This is a genomic window from uncultured Oceanisphaera sp., from assembly GCF_947495715.1.
Taxonomy (GTDB): Bacteria; Pseudomonadota; Gammaproteobacteria; order Enterobacterales; family Aeromonadaceae; genus Oceanimonas; species Oceanimonas sediminis.
Window position 1 is genome coordinate 1 of record NZ_CANLZU010000034.1, and the last position, 20,108, is coordinate 20,108.

Below are 20,108 nucleotides of genomic sequence, written 5' to 3' on the forward strand. Positions count from 1 at the left end.
CAGCCGCCTCCCTCGACACGCCATGAACCCATCCGTGGGGGCTCGGAAATGCCGTCCATGGCATTTCACGGTCGTGGTAGTCGATCTCTGTTGCCTCTTCTCAAGCACCGAGCTGTCTGTAGACGACGCCAACAGGCAACTCCTTGGCATCAGGGAGGACAAAGGGATCTGCTCCGCCGGCCCTCCGCGCCAGGGATGGCGCGGTGGAGCCCCCATGGATGGGTTCACGGCGTGTCGGAGGAGCTGGCCCTTTGTCCGACCTTTGCAGAGTAACCAAATAGAACAGTTATTTAATCCGTTTGGTATTACTCGCAGACAAAGAAGCACCAATAAAAACGGCGCTGTACCAGACAGCGCCGTTTTTCTTCCAGCTTAACGCTTACCGCTTGAGGCCGGGTTTAACCCTGGGCGCGAGCGGCGATAAAGCCCAGTGCCATGTCGATTCGGGCCAACACCTGCTCCTTGCTCAGCAGGGCAATCACACCGTCGATGGCCGGAGACTGGCCAACGCCGGTCACCGCCACGCGCAGCGGCATACCCACCTTGCCCATACCCAGTTCCAGCTCGGCGGCGGCGGCGTTGATCTGCTCGTGAATGGCCGGTGCCTGCCAGTCGGCCAGCTCTGCCAGCTTGGCGCGAACCAGCGCCAGCGGCTCTGCGGCCACCGGGCGCAGGTGCTTCTTGGCCGCGCCCGCCTCGAACTCGGCAAAGTCTTCGAACAGGTAACGGCTCTGGGCCGCCAGCTCTTTCAGGGTATTGCAACGCTCGGAGTACAGGGTCACCACATCACTCAGGCTCGGCCCCTTGCCGGTATCGATACCCTGATCCTGCATGTGCCACTGCAGATGCTCGGCTACTTCGGTGGCAGGCAGGGTCTTGATGTAGTGCTGGTTCAGCCACAACAGCTTGTCGGTATTGAAAGCGGAAGCGGACTTGCTGATGGCGTCGAGCGAGAACAGTTCAATCATTTCTTCCAGCGAGAAGATTTCCTGATCGCCGTTGGACCAGCCCAGACGCACCAGATAATTAAGCAGTGCCTGAGGCAGGTAGCCGTCGTCCCGGTACTGCATCACGCTCACGGCGCCATGACGCTTGGACAGCTTGGCGCCGTCGTCACCCAGAATCATCGACACATGGGCAAACTCCGGCACCGGGGCACCCAGGGCCTGATAAATGTTGATCTGGCGCGGGGTGTTGTTGATATGGTCTTCGCCGCGTACCACATGGGTGATTTCCATGTCCCAGTCGTCCACCACCACACAGAAGTTGTAGGTGGGAGCACCATCGGTGCGGCGGATGATCAGATCGTCGAGCTGATTGTTACCGGTTTCGATGCGGCCACGAACGTGATCGTCAAAGACGACAGATCCTTCGGTCGGGTTCTTGAAGCGAATGACGCAAGGGGCATCGGCGGCGTGCTCATGAGCACCGTGGCGGCAGGTTCCGTCGTAACGCGGCTTTTCGCCGTCGGTCATCTGCTGCTCGCGCAGTGCATCGAGGCGCTCTCTGGAGCAGTAGCATTTATAGGCCTTGCCTTCGGCCAGCAGCTGATCGATAAGCGCGTTATAACGGTCAAAACGCTGAGTCTGATAATAGGGACCCTCGTTCCAGTTCAGGCCCAGCCAGTTCATGCCTTCGAGGATGGCGTCGATGGCCTCCTGAGTGGAACGTTCCAGATCGGTATCTTCGATACGCAGCACGAATTCACCCTGCTGGTGACGGGCATAGAGCCAGGAATACAGGGCCGTACGGGCACCACCTACGTGGAGAAAACCGGTGGGGCTGGGAGCAAACCGCGTTTTAACTGTCATTCTTTCTGCCTTAGCTGGTAAATAAAGCCCAAATGAGCTTGAGTGAAACAAAGTGGCGACTATTTTAGCACCCGGCTGTAACGGGTTAAACGCTTTGTCATCGAGTTGGTCGCGTGCACCGTCAACAAACGCTTCAAAAGGAGCCGTGCGACCGCTTGTCGGCCGCACGGCCCGCAGATACACTGGTGGCCACGAGGTGCCTATTCATGACCAGAAGACAATCAACAATGAAACGGAACAAGCCGGATTCTTTCGGCACCAAACTAAATCAACTGACCCTGCCTGCTAGGCGGGGGCTGGGTCAGGCACTGGGGGGCTGGCAACGGCTGCCCCGCATTCACAAAGTCGGCTTGCTGACACTGTTGCCCGCCTGGTTGCTGCTGCTGGCCTGGCAACCCGCGCCGACACCAGCGGCGGCCCCGGTCACCGGCAGCCTGAGTCTGCCGCTGTCTGCGGCCGAAAAACGGGAAATCTCGGTACCCGATGGCGGCAAACGACTCGATCATACCCTGGCCCAGGGCGAAACTCTGGCCGCGCTGTTTCGCCAGTGGCAACTGCCGGGGCATGACCTTATTGCCCTGGTACGAGCCGAGCCGTCCTATAAACCGCTCAGCAACCTGCGTGCCGGTCAGGATCTGACCCTGGTGCTCAACGCCAGCGGCCAGCTGCATTATCTGGAAGTCAGAGACAAGGGCCTGCTGCTGAACGCCTTTCGCCGCATGGGCCAGGAATTCAGCGTACTGACCACGCAGTAATCAGGGATTGGGGATTAAGGATTAGGGATTAGGGATTAGGGATTAGGGAATAGGGAATAGGGATTAGGGAATAGGGATCGGGTTCAGCCTCCCAAATCCCTAGTCCCCAGTCCCCAGTCCCTATTCTTTTTACCGGTGTTCAGCCAACAGCGCCAACAACCCGTCTTCGTCCATGATGTCGATGCCCAGCTCCTGGGCCTTTACCAGTTTGGAGCCTGCCGCTTCACCAGCCACCACGCAGCTGGTTTTGGCCGATACCGATCCCGCCACCTTGGCACCCAGCGCCTGCAGCGCCGTCTTGGCATCGCTGCGCGACAATTGCGTCAGGGTGCCGGTCAGTACGAAGGTTTGCCCCGCCAGCGGCTGGGCCTCTGCGGCCACCGGCTCCATCGCCGGCCAGTGCAGGCCACAACCGCCCTGCTCCCGGGAATTCGTCAGCGCCTGTACGACTTCCAGATTATGCGGCTGGCGGAAGAAATAGTAGATATGCTTGGCGACGATCTCTCCCACATCGGGCACCGCCAGCAGCGCCTCTATCTCGGCGCCGATCACCGCCTCCAGGGTCAGAAAATGCCGAGCAAGGTTGTTGGCGGTCGCCTCCCCGACTTCCCGAATACCCAGGGCATAAAGAAAACGGGCCAGGGTGGTGCTGCGTGCCTTGTCCAGTGCCGTCAGCAACTTGCTGGCCGACTTGTCGCCCATGCGTTCCAGCCCCGCCAGATCCTGGTGACTCAGTCGAAACAGATCCGCCGGGGTCTTGATTCTGTCCTGCTCCACCAGCTGATCGATGAGTTTGGTACCCAGCCCCTCGATATCCAGCGCCTTGCGTGAAGAGAAATGCTTGATCGCTTCCTTGCGCTGGGCGGCACAGAAGAGGCCGCCGGTACAGCGGGCCACCGCCTCCCCTTCGATGCGTTCTATGTCCGCATCGCAGACCGGACAGCAGACCGGAAACTCGATGTTACGGGCATCGTCGGGCCGCCGTTCCAGCACCACCGCCGCCACCTGAGGGATGACGTCGCCGGCCCGGCGCACGATCACCGTATCGCCAATCATCACCCCGAGGCGGGCAATTTCGTCGGCGTTGTGCAGGGTGGCGTTGGAGACCACCACCCCGGCCACCTGCACCGGCTCCAGCTTGGCGACCGGGGTAATGGCGCCGGTGCGGCCGACCTGAAATTCCACATTCAGCAGCCGGGTCAGCTCTTCCTGGGCCGGAAACTTGTGGGCGGTGGCCCAGCGCGGCGCCCGGGCCACAAAGCCGAGTCGCTCCTGCAGCGCCAGCTCATCCACCTTGTAGACCACGCCGTCGATTTCGTAGGGCAGCTGATCCCGGCGGTTGAGAATGTCGTCGTGATATTGCTCGCAACCGGCTCGCCCCTGCATGCGCTTTACCTCGGGGCTGACCGGCAGCCCCCAGCCTTTGAGCCGTTGCAGAATATCGAAATGACGCTCGCCCAGCGGTTCGCCTTCCACCAGGCCAACGCCGTAGCAGTAAAAGGCCAGCGGCCGTTTGGCCGTGACTCGCGAGTCCAGCTGACGCAGGCTGCCGGCGGCGGCATTGCGCGGGTTGGCAAACACCTTGTCACCACCGGCTCGGGCCGCCTCGTTCATGCGCTCGAATCCGGCGCTGGGCATGAAGACTTCGCCGCGCACTTCCAGCCGGGCCGGCCAGTCGTCGCCTTTCAGCCTGAGTGGTATCGCCTTGATGGTGCGTACATTCTCGGTAATGCCTTCGCCGGTACTGCCATCGCCGCGGGTGGCAGCCTGTACCAGCCGGCCCTGCTCATACAGCAGGCTTACCGCCAGGCCGTCGAGCTTGGGCTCGCAGCAGAATGCAATGGGGGCGTCACTGCCCAGCCGGCTATGTAACCGTTTTTCGAAGGCGGTCAGCTCATCGTCACTGAACACGTTGTCCAGCGACAGCATCGGCAGCGCATGGCGCACCTCGGGGAAGGCCGATACCGGAGCGCCGCCTACTTTCTGGCTGGGTGAACTCGCATCCTGCCATTCGGGATGAGCCTGCTCCAGCGCGACCAGCTCGCGCATCAGACGGTCGTACTCGGCGTCCGGCACCGTAGGGGCATCGGCCACATAGTATTGTTCGTTGTAGGTATCGAGCTGTTCACGCAGGGCAAGAATTCGGGCTTGGGTATCGTTCATGAAGTTATTCCGCTTAAACAAAAAATGCGGCCCTCGGCCGCACTTTTATTATTACAATCAGGCTTGCTGGGCACAATCGGGATTATTGGGCCTGGCTGTCGTAGTCTCGCAGCTGCTCGCGGCAATGGGCCAGATAATCGGGGCTGAGCGGGCTGCGCTGGCCGTCCAGCAGCAGGGCATCCAGCTCTTCGGCCATTTTTTCTGCCGTGTGCACCATCAGATTGAAGTGATTCTTGGCCTCACCGGGTGCCGGCAACTGCATGAAAATCGACACCCCGGGAGTGCTGAATTGCCCCATGGCGTTGGGGTTGAAGGTGCCGGGCTTGACCATGTTGATCAGGCTGAACAGCGCCTCTCCCTGATGTGCCGCAGTATGGTGGCGATGAAAAATATCCATGTCACCGAAGCTGAAACCCGCATCGGTCAGCACCCGGGCCAGCTCGCCGCCGGCCAACTGCTGATTGGGCCGTGCCACCAGGTTGATGACATACACGTCCTGCCAGGTTTTGGGCACTTCCCGTCGCGGTGCAGCAGCCACCGGCTCGATAACCGGCTCCGGCTCCGGTTCCGGCTCGCGCTCGGCGAGATTCAACTCGGCTTTTTGGTTCTGCTGCTCAAGCGTGGGCGGCGCCGACGCCTCCGGTTCATCAAACAGGGGATCAATTTCACCCTGACGATACTGGCGCTCGCGTTGCTGTAATTCGGTTTCGGCAACCACCGGTTTGGCCGCAGCAACCGGCTTGGCAGACGAGGCGGCCGGGGCCAGCCCGATGACTGGCTCGTCTTCATCATCGTCGTCGTTGAGCGCCGAAAAATGCGGGGAAGTTTGCCAGTCATTCTCGTCTTCGTGCCGACGACGCGCCGTCTCGGCCTTGCGCGTACCGGCCACCCGAACCTTGCCGATACCATCACCGTCAAAGTCATCGTCACCGGCCGGCCCATTCGCTACCTTGCCTATCGGTTTTTCACGCATCGGCTTTTGACGTGCTTTCTGGCTGGTCCACAGCCCGTGGATCAGCAAGGCGGCAATGGCGACCGCACCCAGAATGATCAAGATAATTCGCAAATCCTGCATTATCGCTTCTCTAAAGTTTTTGCTTATATTCAGCCATATTGCCGACGCAAGCGGGAATCAGATTACTCGAGTCGGAATATTATCAAAGACCCGACAAGGGTATGTTTACCATACCGGTTTGACAAGAGTCATCTCGGTGAGTAATAGATAAAAACTTTCATTTTATACTGGTTTATCTGTCGGCAGACCCTATTCGGCCCTGATGCCGCAGTTTGGCGGCTACGACAAACGGCTTCGCGACCGACTTGCATCCCCCCGGCCTGGCTCTCTAATATATGTTTTTTTTCAAAGGAAGCCTTCATGCCCGCCACTTACCATGCGGCCAGCGGTCCACAATATCTGCTCAGGGGATTGTCGCTTATCCGGGAGCCGGATTTACGCCTTTTTGTATTGATTCCGCTGGCAATCAACCTGCTGCTGTTCGGCGGCGCCTTTTACTGGCTCTATTTACAGCTGGGGGAGCTTTTTTCCTGGTTTGAGGGCGCGGTTCCAGACTATCTGCAGTGGCTGAGCTATCTGCTCTGGCCCCTGGCCATCATCACCATCGCCGTGGTGTTTTCGCTGCTGTTCACCAGCGTTGCCAACCTGCTGGCCGCCCCCTTCAACGGCCTGCTGGCCGAACGGGTAGAACTGAAGCTGACCGGCCAGAAACTGCCCGACAGCAGCTGGGCCGCACTGCTCCGGGACACTCCCCGTATGCTGGGCCGGGAAGTACGCAAGATGACCTACTACCTGCCCCGCGCCATCGGCTGTCTGCTGCTGTTTCTGGTGCCGGCCTTCGGGCAAACCCTGGCGCCGCTGATCTGGTTTGCGTTCAGCGCCTGGATGATGGCCATTCAGTACTGCGACTATCCATTCGATAATCATAAAATCGACTTCGATTTGATGCGCCGCTCACTGGCGCAAAAAAGACGCCTCAGCTGGGGCTTTGGCGCCACGGTTGCACTTTGTTCGGGCCTGCCGTTCATTAATCTGCTGATCATGCCGGTGGCTATTTGTGGTGCCACCGCGCTGTGGGTCGAACATTACCCCCAGCTGCGTACCGGCCCGGTGTCGAGATGAACAAAGTCTGACTTGGGATAGTAGCCAACGCCACCTACCTTGAGCTGCAACGCCGCCTTGCGAACGTCGGCCAGCGCTACGCCGGGCAGGCGAAGATCGATGGCTTTCCCCTGCATATGCAGGCTTTTCTTGGCCACGCCGCTGCTGTTTTGGCGCAACATGGCATTGGTTTTGGGCGAACGATAGCCGGAGATAATCTGAATCTCTCCGGCTTTACCCAGCCGGTGTTGCAGCAGAAACAGCTGATCAAACAGCTTGGGGTCGATGTCATGTACCTCGTTACGGCGAAAGTCGCGCATCACGTGGTTAAAGGTGGTGAGTCCTTCCTTGAGGTAATGGCCTTCTTCCCAGAAGCTGGCCGTCACCTGTTCACCGGTGTGAAGATTATGCAGGCTCAACTTGCGTACCGGAGCAGACAAACTGGCCTGTGCCGGCCGCGCAACCAGTGACGCTACCCCCAGGCCACCCATTCCCATTAAAAAACGACGACGATCTATATTACGTTTCAGCATATTTTCTCTTTCAAACTCATATTCAAATACAACAAGGATGCATCAGCCGGACCGAGGCCCGGTTGACCAGACTCAGCACTACAAGGGAAGGGCTGAACGTAAGGCCGCCAGCACCTGTAGCTGGCCTTGCCTTTCGGTTACCTGATGTCACCGCATGCATAACAAACGGTCGCAAATTATCCTATAACGGATTAAATTATCAACAACCATTGGTTATAAGGCCGCCGTAAACGACGGCCAGAGTGGAGAGTGGATTGAGGCTAGCCGGCGGTAAAGGGATTATGCAGGGTTTTATCAAACTCATAGATGTCGCTGCGATAGCGGGGCAGGCCGTCGCCCCCCAGCCAGCCCGGCCAGTACACCATGAACACCGGCAGAGGCTGAGCCACCCGCAACCAGCGGGTGACCCGGCTGGCTTTCAAGGCTGCCAGTCGCTCCGGGCTCCACTGTTCGCTCAACAACCAGTGGGCCAGTTGCTCGGCACCTTCCACCCGCACACAACCGGAGCTCAGCGCTCGGCTGTCACGGGAAAAAAGGCGACGGGACGGAGTGTCATGCAGATAAATGGCATCATTGTTGGGAAGGTGAAATTTATAGGCGCCGAGGGCATTAAGGGCGCCGGGTTTCTGTCGTAACCGATAGGGAAAGCCGCCCCCGTTATAGAGTCGAGCCTGCCATTCGGCCGCGGGTACCACACCGGCACCATCGAGCACCTCGAAACCTTGTCGTGCGATATAACCGGGATCCCGATACAACTTGGGCACTATGTCTTTCTTGATGATGGAGCGCGGCACATTCCAGGGCGGATTGAGCACCACATTGGTGATCTTGCTGTGCATGATGGGGGTCTTGCGCTCATCCCGCCCTACTATGACATCGCTTTCGAGCACCATCACCTGCTCCTGATAAAGCCGCAGGCGGTATTCGGGAATATTGACCAGCAAATAGGATGACGGCAGATTATCGCCAATCAGGGTCCGCAGCATGCTTCGCATCAGCAGCTGGGCCCGCTGCTGAGGGGCCATATCCAGCCAGCCAAAGGTTTGCGGGCCGATAACACCGTCTACCCTAAGACCGTGCCGCTGCTGAAAATGGCGTATGCCCTGCTCCATAGCCTCATCAAATAGGTCGGGATCATGGCTGGGGCCGACACCGACCGGTGCCGTCTGGCCGGCCTGATGCAAGGCGCCGTCATCGAATACCTCAGCGTCATCGACCGGACTGCTGGAGTAGGTGCCATCTGGTTTTTCACGCTCATCGGACGCGACGGAAAGCGAGGATTCGTCCTCGGCCTGCATGTCGCCCAGCAATCGCAGCCGCTCACGAATATGAGACACCACGGCAACGCGATCTCCGGGGCGAAGGGTGGCGGTACGCAGCACGGGCCAGGGACCAGCATTCAGTGCCAGCAACCGGGCCAGTTGTTGCTGCAACTGCGGGTGATCGGGATAACCCGGCGCCAGCCCCTGCACCAGAACATGGCGCTGGCGCTGCTCCGCCGCCAACTGCAGCTCCAGCTGATCCTGCTCCCGGAATGCAAGCGAAGCACCGGCGGTACGCAGATGCTGGCGATCCACAAAGGATAACGCAGCCCAGTGGCGCCAGAAGGCCTGCATGCCCAGCAACAGCCGATCGTCGGCCTCATCGGAGGCGGTATCGGCCGATACCGCCTGCTGCCACCACAGGGTCAGTTTGGGATGCACATCGGCCAGCGCCAGCTCCAACCCCTGTTGATGCAGTTGCAACCGGGCCTCGGGCTCATCCTGCCAGGAACTTGCCGAAGCGGGCCCAATGACGAGGCACAATAGCAACCACAGTCCGACGACCGCACGATAACCTTTCATTTTACGCCCTACCCTCTTGCTGTCCGTCCATTGCCGGAATCGAATATCCATCGGACTCAACGGTACACCCGAACATACTTCCAGCGATACATCCCTGCTTTATCTCTGTCGCTTTTTTATTTATTGATAATAGACCCGGCATCACTTCATCATCAGCCAGGATTGTGAACAATGGAATATAAAGCTATCACTTAATAACATATAGTTATAACAAATCGTCACTTCTCATTCGAGACGGAAGGGTTAAGCTGACAACATAAATATTTCTGGTGTGACTGAATATTAGGGATAGCCACGATGAGCAAAATTTTTGAAGATAACTCACTGACCATTGGCCACACTCCTCTGGTTAAACTGAATCGAGTCACCAAGGGACGGGTGCTGGTAAAGATAGAGAGCCGTAACCCCAGCTTCAGCGTCAAGTGCCGTATCGGCGCCAACATGATCTGGGATGCCGAAAAACGCGGCGAACTGGTACCGGGAAAAGAACTGATTGAACCGACCAGCGGTAATACCGGTATTGCGCTGGCCTTTGTAGCCGCCTCTCGTGGTTACGCCATTACCCTGACCATGCCCAATACCATGAGCATGGAACGCCGTCAGTTGCTGAAAGCGCTGGGCGCCAATCTGGTACTGACCGACGGCGCCAAGGGCATGAAGGGCGCCATCGAAAAAGCCATGGAGCTGAAAGAAACGGCGCCGGACAAATTCGTGCTGCTGCAGCAGTTCAACAACCCGGCCAACCCCGAAATTCACGAAACAACCACCGGCCCCGAGCTGTGGGAAGACACCGATGGCAACATCGATGTGTTCGTGGCCGGCGTGGGCACCGGTGGTACCCTGACCGGTGTGTCCCGTTATCTCAAGCACACCAAGGGCAAGGCCATTACCTCGGTTGCCGTCGAGCCGGTCGAGTCTCCGGTGATCACCCAGGCCCTGGCCGGTGAAGAACTCAAGCCCGGCCCGCACAAGATTCAGGGCATCGGCGCCGGCTTTATTCCCGGTAACCTGGACCTGTCTCTGATCGACCGGGTCGAGCAGGTTTCCAGCGAAGATGCCATCGAGATGGGCCGTCGCCTGATGAAGGATGAAGGTATTCTGGCCGGCATCAGCTCGGGTGCCGCCGTGGTCGCCGCCTGTCGTCTGGCCGAGCTGCCCGAGTTTGCCGACAAGACCATAGTGGTGATATTGCCCAGCTCCGGTGAGCGCTACCTCAGCACCGCCCTGTTTCAGGGCATCTTCACCGAACAGGAACTGAAAGCCTGATCAAATACGTCACCGGCCACTGACACCCCGTCTGGCGGCCGGTCTCGACGGCAATAATCAAACGGCATTTCCGCTCGCGGGAATGCCGTTTGCAAATGCGGCGCGCAGTAGCACTTCCGTCACGCAGCGATTATTGAGCTCCAGCCTCACACTCCCCATGTACATTGGCGCCTCAGCCCCTACAATGATGGAAGTCTTTGCCCAAGCTTAATTTTTTCGGATCGATTTGCCTGCTTTCGCTTGAGAAAGTCTGTCTGTTATCATCATCATTAAATAATGCCAGGAGCTGATATTATGGGTCTGTTCGATAAACTGAAGAGAATGGTGTCCGACGATGCCGGTGAAACCAGTGGTATCGACATCTTCGCCCCCCTTTCCGGTGAACTTGTCCCTATCGAAGAAGTACCGGATGTGGTGTTCGCCGAAAAAATAGTGGGTGACGGCATTGCGATAAAACCCAGCGGCAACAAGATGGTCGCCCCCTGCGACGGCACCATCGGCAAGATATTCGAAACCAATCACGCCTTCTCTATTGAATCGGACTCAGGTCTCGAGCTCTTTGTTCACTTCGGCATCGACACCGTCGAGCTCAGGGGCGAAGGCTTTACCCGCATCGCCCAGGAAGGCCAGCAGGTGAAGAAAGGCGACACCATCATCGAGTTCGATCTGGCGCTGCTGGAAGCCAAGGCCAAATCCACCCTGACGCCGGTGGTCATTTCCAACATGGATGAGGTCAAGGAGGTCAGCAAGCACAGCGGCGCCGTGACCCAGGCCGAAGACGTGATCATGCGCGTCAAAAAATAACTCTGCTGCGGTTACAGGGCGCCACCGCGGCGCCTTTTTTATTGGCAACGTGATTCATCGTTACAGGAAAGCTCATCACCATGTTCAACTGGTTGAAAAAATGGCTCTCGCCAAACGCCCCAGCCGTCACTCCCGCTTATGAGCCCGAATCTTATCAGGGCTTCGGCATTTACCCCGAGCCCATGGCCGAAGGCGGCCAGTACCGGCTGCACGGTCGCATCACCCGACTCAAGGACGGGGAGCGGCAGGAATACCGGCTGATCCGCTCGGATCTGTTGCCGTCGGCCGAGCAGGCTGCCGAACTGATGGTCGCCAAAGCCAAACGAGTGATTGACGAAAACGGTGAACGCATCTTTGACTGAATGGGCGCACTGGCGCCAACAGCTGCGCCACAACGGCGAACGCCGGCTGCTGGTATTGAGTGGCAGCGAGGCCTGGTGCATGAGTCAGGCCGGCAGGCTGGTCAACGATGCCGACGGCAATGGCCTCTGGCTGGGCCAGGCGCCTGCAGGCCAGGCGTTCTGTGCCACCGGCAAGTTTCAGAGCGCACTCGGCCGGGAATACCATCACCTGGTGTTCAACGCCTATTCCGGCCTGCATCCGGATGCCTTCGGTGCCACACTCGGGACCGTCATGGCCGGTGGCCTGGTGCTGCTGCTGTGCCCGCCGCTGAATGAATGGCCGGCCTATGCGGATCCGGATCTGGTGCGCTACGTGGCCCAGCCGGAACAGGCCCACGGACTTCACAGCCGGTTTCTGCATCGCTTCGCCAGCCTGCTGCAACAAGACCCCTCGGTACTGCTCTGGCAGCAAGGTGGCGTCTTTCCGGCGTTGCCCGCGTTATCGTCGGTTCCCTGGCAGCGCCAGCGTGACCGCCGCGGCTGCCTGAACCCGCAGCAACGCCGGGCGCTAACGATGATGCTGCACGCGGCCCGTCGCCGCCAGCCATTGGTGCTGACCGCCGACCGGGGCCGGGGCAAGTCCAGCCTGCTCGGGCTGGCGGCCGACCGTTTGCTTGGCGCCGGTTATCGGGTGCTGCTGACCGCCCCCCATCCGGGAGCCGCCGCCCAGGCGCTGGCGCACTGTGATCGACCACTGAACTTTATTGCGCCTGACGCCCTGCTGGCCCAGCAGCCGGACGCCGACATACTGCTGATCGACGAGGCCGCCGCCATTCCGGTGCCCATGCTGCTGACGCTGGCTCGGCGCTATTGCTGTATTTTCGCCAGCACAGAGCACGGCTACGAAGGAACCGGTCTGGGCTTTCAGCTGAAGTTTCAACCGGCACTGACCGCACTGGCGCCAAACTGGCAGAAGGTACATCTGGATATGCCGGCGCGTTGGAGTTCGCAGGATCCGCTGGAGCCACTGATCTTCCGGCTGCTGGCGCTCGATGCGGATCCGCTCACGCCGCCTCGGGAAGGCGAATTGCAGATCGCCTGGGTCAGCCGCCGGCAGTTGCTGGACGATGACCGGCTGTTGCAACAGCTGTTTGGCCTGCTGACCCTGGCTCACTATCAGACCCGCCCCAGTGATTTGCGCCACCTGCTGGATGCCCCCGGGCTGAGTTTGGCGGTCGCCTTTCGCGCCACGATTCCGGTTGCCGCCGCCCTGCTGATTCGGGAAGGATCGCTGCCGGCGGAGCTCGAACAGGCTATCTGGCGCGGCCGGCGCCGCCCCCGCGGCCATCTGTTGCCCCAGTCGCTGGCCTTTCATGGCGGTATCAAAGAAGCCTGCCGGTTCAGCTATCAGCGGGTGATGCGCATTGTGGTGCATCCCCATTGCCAGCAGCAGGGCATTGGCTCCCGGTTGCTGCACTGGCTGCAACGGGCGCCACAGCCGGACTCTCGGCAGCAGGAGTACGACTTTCTCGGGGCCAGCTTCGGCGCCAGCACCGAGTTGCTGGACTTCTGGCAGAATAACGGCTTCGATGCGGTGCGTATCGGCCTCGGCACCGATGGCGTGAGCGGGCTGCACGCGGCCATGATGCTGTGGCCTCGTTCTGCCAAAGCACAACAGCTGTTGCCGCTGTGGCGAGGTCAGTTCAGTGCCGATCTGATGTTTTACCGCCGGGGGCTGCTGCAGGACTTGCCCGACGACTGGTGGCAGCGCCTGAAACAACTGCCTCCGGTCTTGAGCGCCGGGCGGGATCGGGATATTGCCCATGATTTCGCCTTTCACCACCGGGATCTGTTATGCGATCAAGCGGCCCTTGCCCGTTTCATACAGGCGAACACACCGCTTGTTGCCCTGTCCCGGCGCCAGCAACAGCTGCTCCATTCGCTGCTGGCACCCGGTGCAACGCCTGCCGCGGTGGCACGGCAACAGGGGCTGGCCGGACAAAAGGCGGCGACACAGCAAGGTCGCCTGCTGCTGCGTCATTTTTTCATGGTTCCATCCGAAACATAAAATCATTATTCATTTATCGAAAACAGCGCTAGTCTAGTACGGTAACGTTCTGTTGATTCAATATTATTTACGCGAGGAGCCACGCAGATGGAACTGCTTACCGAATTACTGACATCAATCAACGGCATCGTCTGGGGTGTGCCCATGCTGGTAGGTATTCTGGGCCTCGGCCTCTACCTTCAGCTGGGGCTCGGCCTGATGCCCATTCGTAAACTGGGTACCGGCTTCAAGCTGCTGTTTTCAAAAGTGGAAGCCGGCAGCGGTGAAATCTCGCCTTTCAACGCACTGATGACGGCGCTCTCTGCCACCATCGGCACCGGTAACATCGCCGGGGTGGCCACCGCCATCTTCTTCGGCGGCCCCGGCGCCCTGTTCTGGATGTGGATGACCGCCCTGGTGGGCATGGCGACCAAGTACGCCGAGGCGGTGTGTGCGGTCAAGTATCGGGAAACCGACAAGCTCGGCAACCACGTCGGCGGCCCCATGTACTACATCAAGAATGGCCTCGGCGCCAAGTGGGCCTGGCTGGGGGTCGCCTTCGCCATTTTTGGCGGTTTTGCCGGCTTCGGCATCGGTAATACGGTGCAGGCCAACTCGGTGGCCGATGCGCTCGACTCCTCCTTCGGCATTTCGCATGTCACCACCGGTGTGGTGCTGATGGTGCTGGTAGGCGCCGTGCTGATTGGTGGTATTCGCTGGATCTCGGAAGTGGCCGGCAAGCTGGTGCCGGCAATGACCATCGCCTACTTCACCGCCGGTCTGGTGGTGCTGGCCATCAACCTTGAGGCGATTCCTGCCGCCTTCGGCCTGATCATCGAACATGCCTTCAGCCCCATCGCCGCTCAGGGTGGCTTTGCCGGCGCTGCGGTATGGATGGCCATTCGTTTTGGTGTGGCGCGCGGGGTCTTTTCCAACGAGGCCGGTCTGGGTAGTGCGCCCATCGCTCATGCCGCCGCCAAAACCGATAACCCGGTGCGCCAGGGCCTGATCGCCATGCTGGGTACCTTTATCGATACCATAGTGGTCTGCTCCATTACCGGCCTGGCCATCATCGTCACCGGCAGCTGGACCAGCGGCGAAGCCGGGGCTTCACTGACCACCCTGGCGTTCTCGACCGCCATTCCCGGTGGGGATTATATCGTTGCCATCGCGCTGGCCATTTTCGCCTTTACCACCATCCTCGGCTGGAGCTTCTATGGCGAAAAATGCGTACAGTTCCTGTTTGGCGTCAAGGCGATAGTGCCGTTCCGTATCGCCTGGGTACTGGCGCTGCCCATCGGTGCCACCCAGTCACTGGAATTTATCTGGCTGATGGCCGATACCCTGAACGCCATGATGGCCATTCCCAACCTGATTGCGCTGGCGCTGCTGAGCCCCGTGGTGTTCCGCCTGACCAAAGAGTACTTCGCCAAACAGTGATCTTTATCACCGGGAAGGATTGGCATTACTACAGCCATTCCCTTCCCGGCTGATATACTGGCCCGAGCCAACTTTCAGGACTCGATGCCATGCACTTACATCCCCACTATTCCAGAGAAGCCATCGCCAACCTCTGCCAGACTCATCCGCTGGTCGACTCGCTGATCGCGCTGCAACCAAGCAACTGGTTCAATCCGGAACGAAAGCCGGTCGAGCAGGCATTACCCGCCGTGGGCCTGACCAGTGGTGATGTGGCCGATGCCAGCCAGCGACTGACCCGCTTTGCCCGCTACTTCTGCGCCGCCTTTCCCGAAACTAAAACCAGCAACGGCCTGCTGGAATCACCGCTGCAGGCCATACCGGCCATGCAACAGGCGCTGGCGGCACGCTATGACCAACCTATCGATGGCACCCTGCTGCTGAAGCTGGACAGCCAACTGCCCATTTCCGGCTCCATCAAGGCGCGCGGCGGCATTTACGAGGTGCTGCAACACGCAGAAAAACTGGCACTGAAAGCCGGCCTGCTGCACCTGGACGACGATTATGCCCGACTGCACAGCGAGGAGTTTCGCGAGTTTTTCGGCCAGTACAGCGTCGCCGTCGGCTCCACCGGCAACCTGGGGCTGTCTATCGGCATCATCAGCGCCAAACTGGGCTTCAAGGCCAGCGTGCACATGTCGGCCGATGCCCGACAGTGGAAGAAAGACATGCTACGCAGCCACGGCGTAACCGTGATGGAATACCAGAGTGACTACTCGGTGGCGGTCGCTCAGGGCCGGGCACAGGCCGAACAGGACCCGAATTGCCACTTTGTGGACGATGAAAATTCGGTACAGCTGTTTCTGGGTTATGCCGTGGCCGGCGAGCGGCTCAAGGCGCAGCTGGAACAGCAACATATCAAGGTCGATAAAGAGCATCCGCTGTTCGTCTATCTGCCCTGCGGCGTGGGCGGCGGCCCCGGCGGCGTGGCCTTTGGCCTGAAGCTGGCCTTTGGCGATGCGGTACACTGTATCTTTGCCGAGCCGACTCACTCGCCCTGCATGTTGCTGGGAGTGTATACCGGCCTGCACGATCATATTTCGGTGCAGGATCTCGGCATCGATAATATCACTGCGGCCGATGGCCTGGCGGTGGGCCGAGCCTCCGGCTTCGTCGGCCGCACCATGGCACCCATGCTCGACGGTTTCTATACCCTGAGCGATGCAGACATGCTGGAATTGCTGGGGTTACTGAACGAGCAGGAAAATATTCGTCTGGAGCCGTCTGCCCTGGCCGGTATGGCTGGTCCTGTTCGAGTGTTGCAAGAAACCCAGGGCTATCGAAAGCGGCTGGGGCTCACCCCGGCACGACTGGCCCGGGCTCATCACCTGGTGTGGGCAACCGGTGGTGGCATGGTGCCGGAGCCGGAAATGGCCCGCTACCTGGCCCAGGCCGCCTCAGCCAAACCAGCCGCTGTTTAAGCTGTCTTTGCACTGCCAGTACTGGCTCGCGTAGCGTTTGGCGCGAGCCTCGACCTTGCGCGAGGTCTTGAGCAGCCAGCCTTTGCGTTGGTGGCTACCGCGACGGTAACCCCCCCAGCCTTCGTGATAGTTCAGGTACTGCCGATAGGCGTCCCACTTCGACACCCCGTTGATTTTACTGGTTTTGCTCATGTACCAGCCCATGAAGTCCATGGCATCGTCGAAGTCGTCCCGGCTCGACCAGCCGTTGCCGCTTTCGCGCTGATAATCGGCCCAGGTCTCGTCCTTGGCCTGGGCATAGCCGTAGGCACTGGAGGCCCGACCGTAGGGAATGAACAGAAAATAACGCATCGGTGGCCGGGCATCGTGGATGAAGCTGCTTTCCTGATACATCATCGCCATGGTGACGTGTACCGGCGCGCCCCATTTTTCCCGCGTATCGGTGGCCGCCTCGTACCAGCTGTCGTGCTGCTCGAAAATGGCGCAGATATTTTCCGGATTACGTGGTGGCGATGTCGCGCAGCCGGTCAGTAATACGGCAGCCATCAGCCAGATACTCGCTTTGCCCATGAGTGACATAAAAGTCCGTTATTATCCGCGTGGAGTGGGTGTCGAATAGTGCCTGCAGTTCGGCAACATTGCCAGCCAACGCGAATTTATCCAGCTCTTCAGTCATTTTTAATCATCTTATGTGCATAACCATTTTTTCACCCGACACTAAGCAGTAGAATAGCCTCTGGACGGGCTCGGCTATCGAGCATCTTTACCGGAAACTCAAGGAAACCCGATGCGCTTTTATTTCCCCATCATCATTATCGATGAAGACTTTCGCTCCGAGAACACCAGCGGCTCGGGCATTCGCGAACTGGCCGCGGCCATCGAGAAGGCCGGTATGGATGTGGTGGGTTACACCAGTTACGGTGACCTGACCTCGTTCGCCCAGCAGCAGAGCCGCGCCGCCGGCTTCGTGTTGTCCATCGATGATGAAGAACTGGCCGGCAGCCATGAAGAAGCCCACTCGGTACTGGAGCAGTTGCGCCGCTTCGTGGAGCAGATCCGCCATCGCAACCCGGATATTCCCATTTACCTTTACGGCGAGACCCGCACCGCCCGTCATATTCCCAATGCCATACTGCGTGAACTGCATGGTTTCATTCACATGCATGAAGATACCCCCGACTTCGTGGCCCGGCATATCATCCGCGAAGCCAAGGGCTATCTGGACACCCTGGCGCCGCCCTTCTTCCGCGCCCTGACCCATTATGCCCAGGACGGCTCCTACTCCTGGCACTGCCCCGGTCACTCCGGCGGCGTCGCCTTTTTGAAGTCCCCGGTCGGTCAGATGTTCCACCAGTTTTTCGGCGAAAACATGCTGCGGGCCGATGTCTGCAACTCGGTCGACGAACTGGGCCAGTTGCTCGACCATACCGGCCCGGTGGCGGCCAGCGAGCGCAATGCCGCCCGTATCTTCAACGCCGATCACCTGTTTTTCGTGACCAACGGCACCTCCACCTCCAACAAGATAGTCTGGCACTCCACCGTGGCCCCCGGCGACATAGTGGTGGTCGACCGCAACTGTCACAAGTCGATACTGCACGCCATCATGATGACCGGCGCCGTGCCGGTATTCCTGATGCCGACCCGTAACCACTACGGCATTATCGGCCCCATTCCGCGCAGTGAGTTCGAACCGGCCCGCATTCGTGAAAAGATGGAAGCCAACCCCTTCTGCCGCGAGCTGCTGGCCAAAAATCCGGATCTCAAGCCGCGAGTGCTGACCATTACCCAGTCCACCTACGACGGCATTCTCTATAACGTGGAAGAGATAAAGCACCTGCTCGACGGTGAAATAGAAACCCTGCACTTCGACGAGGCCTGGCTGCCCCACGCCGCCTTTCACGATTTCTACGGCGACTATCATGCCATCGGTGAAGGCCGGCCCCGCTGCCAGGACTCCATGGTGTTTGCCACTCAGTCGACCCACAAGATGCTGGCCGGCCTGTCGCAGGCATCACAGATCCTGATACAGGACGGCGAGGGCAATCGTCTCGACCGCGACGTGTTCAACGAAGCCTATCTGATGCATACCTCCACCAGCCCGCAGTACGCCATTATCGCCTCCTGCGACGTAGCGGCGGCCATGATGGAAGAGCCAGGTGGTACCGCTCTGGTGGAAGAGTCGCTGGCGGAAGCACTGGAATTCAGGCGCGCCATGCGCAAGGTGGGCGATGAATATGGCAGCGACTGGTGGTTTGAAGTCTGGGGACCGGACGATCTGACCGATGACGGCCTGGATGATCGCGATGCCTGGATGTTGCATCCCGGCGAAGACTGGCACGGCTTTGGCGAGGTAGAGCCGGGCTTCAACCTGCTCGACCCCATCAAGGCAACCATACTGACGCCGGGTCTGAACATGCAGGGCGAATTCTCCGACAGCGGCATGCCCGCCGTGGTGGTCACCAAGTACCTGGCCGAACACGGTATCGTGATCGAAAAGACCGGCCTCTATTCGTTCTTCATCATGTTCACCATCGGCATCACCAAGGGCCGCTGGAACAGCATGGTCACTGAATTACAGCAGTTCAAGGACGATTACGACAATAACGTGCCCTTGTGGAAAGTCTTGCCCAAGTTCATTCAGATCCACCCCAGCTACGAGCGGGTGGGCCTGCGTGATTTGTGCGATCAGATCCATCAGATCTACAAGGAAAACGACGTCGCCAGACTGACCACCGAAATGTATCTGTCGGATCTGGTTCCGGCGATGAAGCCCGCCGATGCCTTCGCCAAGATGGCGCACAAGCAAATGGAACGGGTGCCACTGGACGAACTGGCCGGTCGTACCACCGCGGTGATGGTTGCCCCCTACCCGCCGGGTATTCCGCTGCTGATCCCCGGTGAGGTGTTCAACGAGACCATCATAAGCTATCTGAAATTTGCCCGTGAATTCAACAGCCGCTTCCCCGGCTTTGAAACCTATATTCACGGCCTGGTCGCCGAAGAAGAGCAGGGTGAAACCCGCTACTTCGTGGATTGCGTGGCCTGAAAAATGAAGGCCCCTGCCAGCACGGGGGCCTTCACATCATCTACCGTATTCCAGCAGCGTTACAGATCCGACATCAGCTCTTCGTATTCCTTGATCACATCATCGATCACCGCATTAAGATCAAATGCGTCTCTGCGTGACAGATGCAGACAAATATCATCGATAGAGCTGCAGCCTTTTTCATTGCAGACCAACAGCACATCTTCGCCGCTGAGTTTAAAGTGAACTCGTTCCAGTTCGCTGGTGATATGCTGGTGTTTTTCCGGTATATCTATCTCTATGGTGCCGCAGGGTTGAATGATGATATTGGCATGAAGAGTATCACCACTTTTCAGGGTGTAGCTGCGCTTTCTGGCTAACATCTCGATCCTCACTTATCCCGGTCCTGTTTCACACAAACCAAACCCCCGTCAGGAACAAACCGACGAGGTGATGATATTTTCATCAAGCCAACTAAGGTTAGTTCAGCTTTCATCGCTTGC

At 59.0% G+C, this 20,108-nt stretch carries 17 protein-coding genes; 9 read left to right on the top strand and 8 right to left on the bottom strand.

The features are described 5' to 3' along the window. Positions 1 to 398: 398 nt before the first annotated feature. The gene (gene gltX, locus Q0753_RS16065; protein WP_298723494.1) at positions 399 to 1,811 is read right to left on the bottom strand and encodes a glutamate--tRNA ligase; all 1,413 of its coding nucleotides are present in this window, start codon (positions 1,809 to 1,811) and stop codon (positions 399 to 401) included. A 227-nt stretch (positions 1,812 to 2,038) separates the two neighbouring features. Between gltX and Q0753_RS16070 the strand changes: the two genes are divergently transcribed. After that, positions 2,039 to 2,566 (top strand): LysM-like peptidoglycan-binding domain-containing protein, encoded by a 528-nt coding sequence (locus Q0753_RS16070; protein WP_298723496.1) that lies wholly within the window; start codon positions 2,039 to 2,041, stop codon positions 2,564 to 2,566. Between the two features lie 129 nt (positions 2,567 to 2,695). On the opposite strand, the gene ligA is transcribed toward Q0753_RS16070, so the two are convergent. Beyond that, positions 2,696 to 4,729, bottom strand: a complete 2,034-nt coding sequence (ligA, locus tag Q0753_RS16075) for an NAD-dependent DNA ligase LigA (RefSeq protein ID WP_298723499.1) — start codon at positions 4,727 to 4,729, stop codon at positions 2,696 to 2,698. 82 nt (positions 4,730 to 4,811) lie between these two features. Then, positions 4,812 to 5,804: a cell division protein ZipA gene (gene zipA / locus Q0753_RS16080; RefSeq protein ID WP_298723502.1), complete on the bottom strand. Its 993-nt coding sequence runs from the start codon at positions 5,802 to 5,804 to the stop codon at positions 4,812 to 4,814. Positions 5,805 to 6,104: 300 nt separating this feature from the next. Between zipA and cysZ the strand changes: the two genes are divergently transcribed. Further along, on the top strand, positions 6,105 to 6,866 hold the full coding sequence (gene cysZ / locus Q0753_RS16085; RefSeq protein ID WP_298723506.1) for a sulfate transporter CysZ: 762 nt from the start codon (positions 6,105 to 6,107) through the stop codon (positions 6,864 to 6,866). Here cysZ and Q0753_RS16090 read toward each other — a convergent pair. Continuing rightward, complete coding sequence (locus tag Q0753_RS16090; RefSeq protein ID WP_298723509.1) at positions 6,830 to 7,378, bottom strand: DUF882 domain-containing protein; 549 nt, start codon at positions 7,376 to 7,378, stop codon at positions 6,830 to 6,832. The genes cysZ and Q0753_RS16090 overlap by 37 nt on opposite strands. A 260-nt stretch (positions 7,379 to 7,638) precedes the next feature. Further along, a complete protein-coding gene (locus tag Q0753_RS16095) occupies positions 7,639 to 9,222 on the bottom strand; it encodes a L,D-transpeptidase family protein (protein WP_298723512.1) in 1,584 nt (527 codons plus the stop codon). Between the two features lie 297 nt (positions 9,223 to 9,519). On the opposite strand from Q0753_RS16095, the gene cysK reads away from it, so the two are divergent. From cysK to dsdA, 6 genes are all read left to right on the top strand, one after another. Next, positions 9,520 to 10,488: a cysteine synthase A gene (gene cysK, locus Q0753_RS16100; RefSeq protein WP_298723515.1), complete on the top strand. Its 969-nt coding sequence runs from the start codon at positions 9,520 to 9,522 to the stop codon at positions 10,486 to 10,488. Between the two features lie 294 nt (positions 10,489 to 10,782). Further along, on the top strand, positions 10,783 to 11,292 hold the full coding sequence (crr, locus tag Q0753_RS16105) for a PTS glucose transporter subunit IIA (protein ID WP_298723520.1): 510 nt from the start codon (positions 10,783 to 10,785) through the stop codon (positions 11,290 to 11,292). A gap of 80 nt (positions 11,293 to 11,372) precedes the next feature. Beyond that, positions 11,373 to 11,654 carry an HlyU family transcriptional regulator gene (locus Q0753_RS16110; protein ID WP_298723523.1) on the top strand — a complete coding sequence of 94 codons (282 nt, stop codon included), beginning with the start codon at positions 11,373 to 11,375 and terminating at the stop codon, positions 11,652 to 11,654. Beyond that, the gene (locus Q0753_RS16115; protein WP_298723526.1) at positions 11,647 to 13,701 is read left to right on the top strand and encodes a GNAT family N-acetyltransferase; all 2,055 of its coding nucleotides are present in this window, start codon (positions 11,647 to 11,649) and stop codon (positions 13,699 to 13,701) included. The genes Q0753_RS16110 and Q0753_RS16115 overlap by 8 nt, the downstream gene beginning before the upstream one ends. 87 nt (positions 13,702 to 13,788) lie before the next feature. Beyond that, positions 13,789 to 15,120 carry a sodium:alanine symporter family protein gene (locus Q0753_RS16120; protein ID WP_298723531.1) on the top strand — a complete coding sequence of 444 codons (1,332 nt, stop codon included), beginning with the start codon at positions 13,789 to 13,791 and terminating at the stop codon, positions 15,118 to 15,120. An 89-nt stretch (positions 15,121 to 15,209) separates the two neighbouring features. Next, positions 15,210 to 16,580 (top strand): D-serine ammonia-lyase, encoded by a 1,371-nt coding sequence (gene dsdA, locus Q0753_RS16125; protein WP_298723534.1) that lies wholly within the window; start codon positions 15,210 to 15,212, stop codon positions 16,578 to 16,580. Here the strand turns inward: dsdA and Q0753_RS16130 are convergent. Continuing rightward, positions 16,557 to 17,126 carry a hypothetical protein gene (locus Q0753_RS16130; protein WP_298723536.1) on the bottom strand — a complete coding sequence of 190 codons (570 nt, stop codon included), beginning with the start codon at positions 17,124 to 17,126 and terminating at the stop codon, positions 16,557 to 16,559. The genes dsdA and Q0753_RS16130 overlap by 24 nt on opposite strands. Further along, the gene (locus tag Q0753_RS16135) at positions 17,080 to 17,256 is read right to left on the bottom strand and encodes a hypothetical protein (protein WP_298723539.1); all 177 of its coding nucleotides are present in this window, start codon (positions 17,254 to 17,256) and stop codon (positions 17,080 to 17,082) included. The genes Q0753_RS16130 and Q0753_RS16135 overlap by 47 nt, the downstream gene beginning before the upstream one ends. Before the next feature lie 111 nt (positions 17,257 to 17,367). Between Q0753_RS16135 and Q0753_RS16140 the strand changes: the two genes are divergently transcribed. Next, positions 17,368 to 19,626: an arginine/lysine/ornithine decarboxylase gene (locus tag Q0753_RS16140; protein WP_298723542.1), complete on the top strand. Its 2,259-nt coding sequence runs from the start codon at positions 17,368 to 17,370 to the stop codon at positions 19,624 to 19,626. A 59-nt stretch (positions 19,627 to 19,685) separates the two neighbouring features. Here Q0753_RS16140 and Q0753_RS16145 read toward each other — a convergent pair whose 3' ends face one another. Beyond that, positions 19,686 to 19,988, bottom strand: coding sequence for a hypothetical protein (locus Q0753_RS16145; RefSeq protein WP_204794265.1), 303 nt, complete (start codon positions 19,986 to 19,988; stop codon positions 19,686 to 19,688). Positions 19,989 to 20,108: the final 120 nt, after the last annotated feature.

Coding starts and splice junctions, on each gene's coding strand:
- Q0753_RS16110 (WP_298723523.1), top strand. CDS start 11,373: ATGTTCAACTGGTTGAAAAAATGGCTCTCGCCAAACGCCCCAGCCGTC.
- Q0753_RS16135 (WP_298723539.1), bottom strand. CDS start 17,256: ATGACTGAAGAGCTGGATAAATTCGCGTTGGCTGGCAATGTTGCCGAA.
- crr (WP_298723520.1), top strand. CDS start 10,783: ATGGGTCTGTTCGATAAACTGAAGAGAATGGTGTCCGACGATGCCGGT.
- Q0753_RS16090 (WP_298723509.1), bottom strand. CDS start 7,378: ATGCTGAAACGTAATATAGATCGTCGTCGTTTTTTAATGGGAATGGGT.
- ligA (WP_298723499.1), bottom strand. CDS start 4,729: ATGAACGATACCCAAGCCCGAATTCTTGCCCTGCGTGAACAGCTCGAT.
- Q0753_RS16070 (WP_298723496.1), top strand. CDS start 2,039: ATGAAACGGAACAAGCCGGATTCTTTCGGCACCAAACTAAATCAACTG.
- dsdA (WP_298723534.1), top strand. CDS start 15,210: ATGCACTTACATCCCCACTATTCCAGAGAAGCCATCGCCAACCTCTGC.
- Q0753_RS16145 (WP_204794265.1), bottom strand. CDS start 19,988: ATGTTAGCCAGAAAGCGCAGCTACACCCTGAAAAGTGGTGATACTCTT.
- cysK (WP_298723515.1), top strand. CDS start 9,520: ATGAGCAAAATTTTTGAAGATAACTCACTGACCATTGGCCACACTCCT.
- Q0753_RS16095 (WP_298723512.1), bottom strand. CDS start 9,222: ATGAAAGGTTATCGTGCGGTCGTCGGACTGTGGTTGCTATTGTGCCTC.
- zipA (WP_298723502.1), bottom strand. CDS start 5,804: ATGCAGGATTTGCGAATTATCTTGATCATTCTGGGTGCGGTCGCCATT.
- Q0753_RS16140 (WP_298723542.1), top strand. CDS start 17,368: ATGCGCTTTTATTTCCCCATCATCATTATCGATGAAGACTTTCGCTCC.
- Q0753_RS16120 (WP_298723531.1), top strand. CDS start 13,789: ATGGAACTGCTTACCGAATTACTGACATCAATCAACGGCATCGTCTGG.
- Q0753_RS16130 (WP_298723536.1), bottom strand. CDS start 17,126: ATGGCTGCCGTATTACTGACCGGCTGCGCGACATCGCCACCACGTAAT.
- gltX (WP_298723494.1), bottom strand. CDS start 1,811: ATGACAGTTAAAACGCGGTTTGCTCCCAGCCCCACCGGTTTTCTCCAC.
- cysZ (WP_298723506.1), top strand. CDS start 6,105: ATGCCCGCCACTTACCATGCGGCCAGCGGTCCACAATATCTGCTCAGG.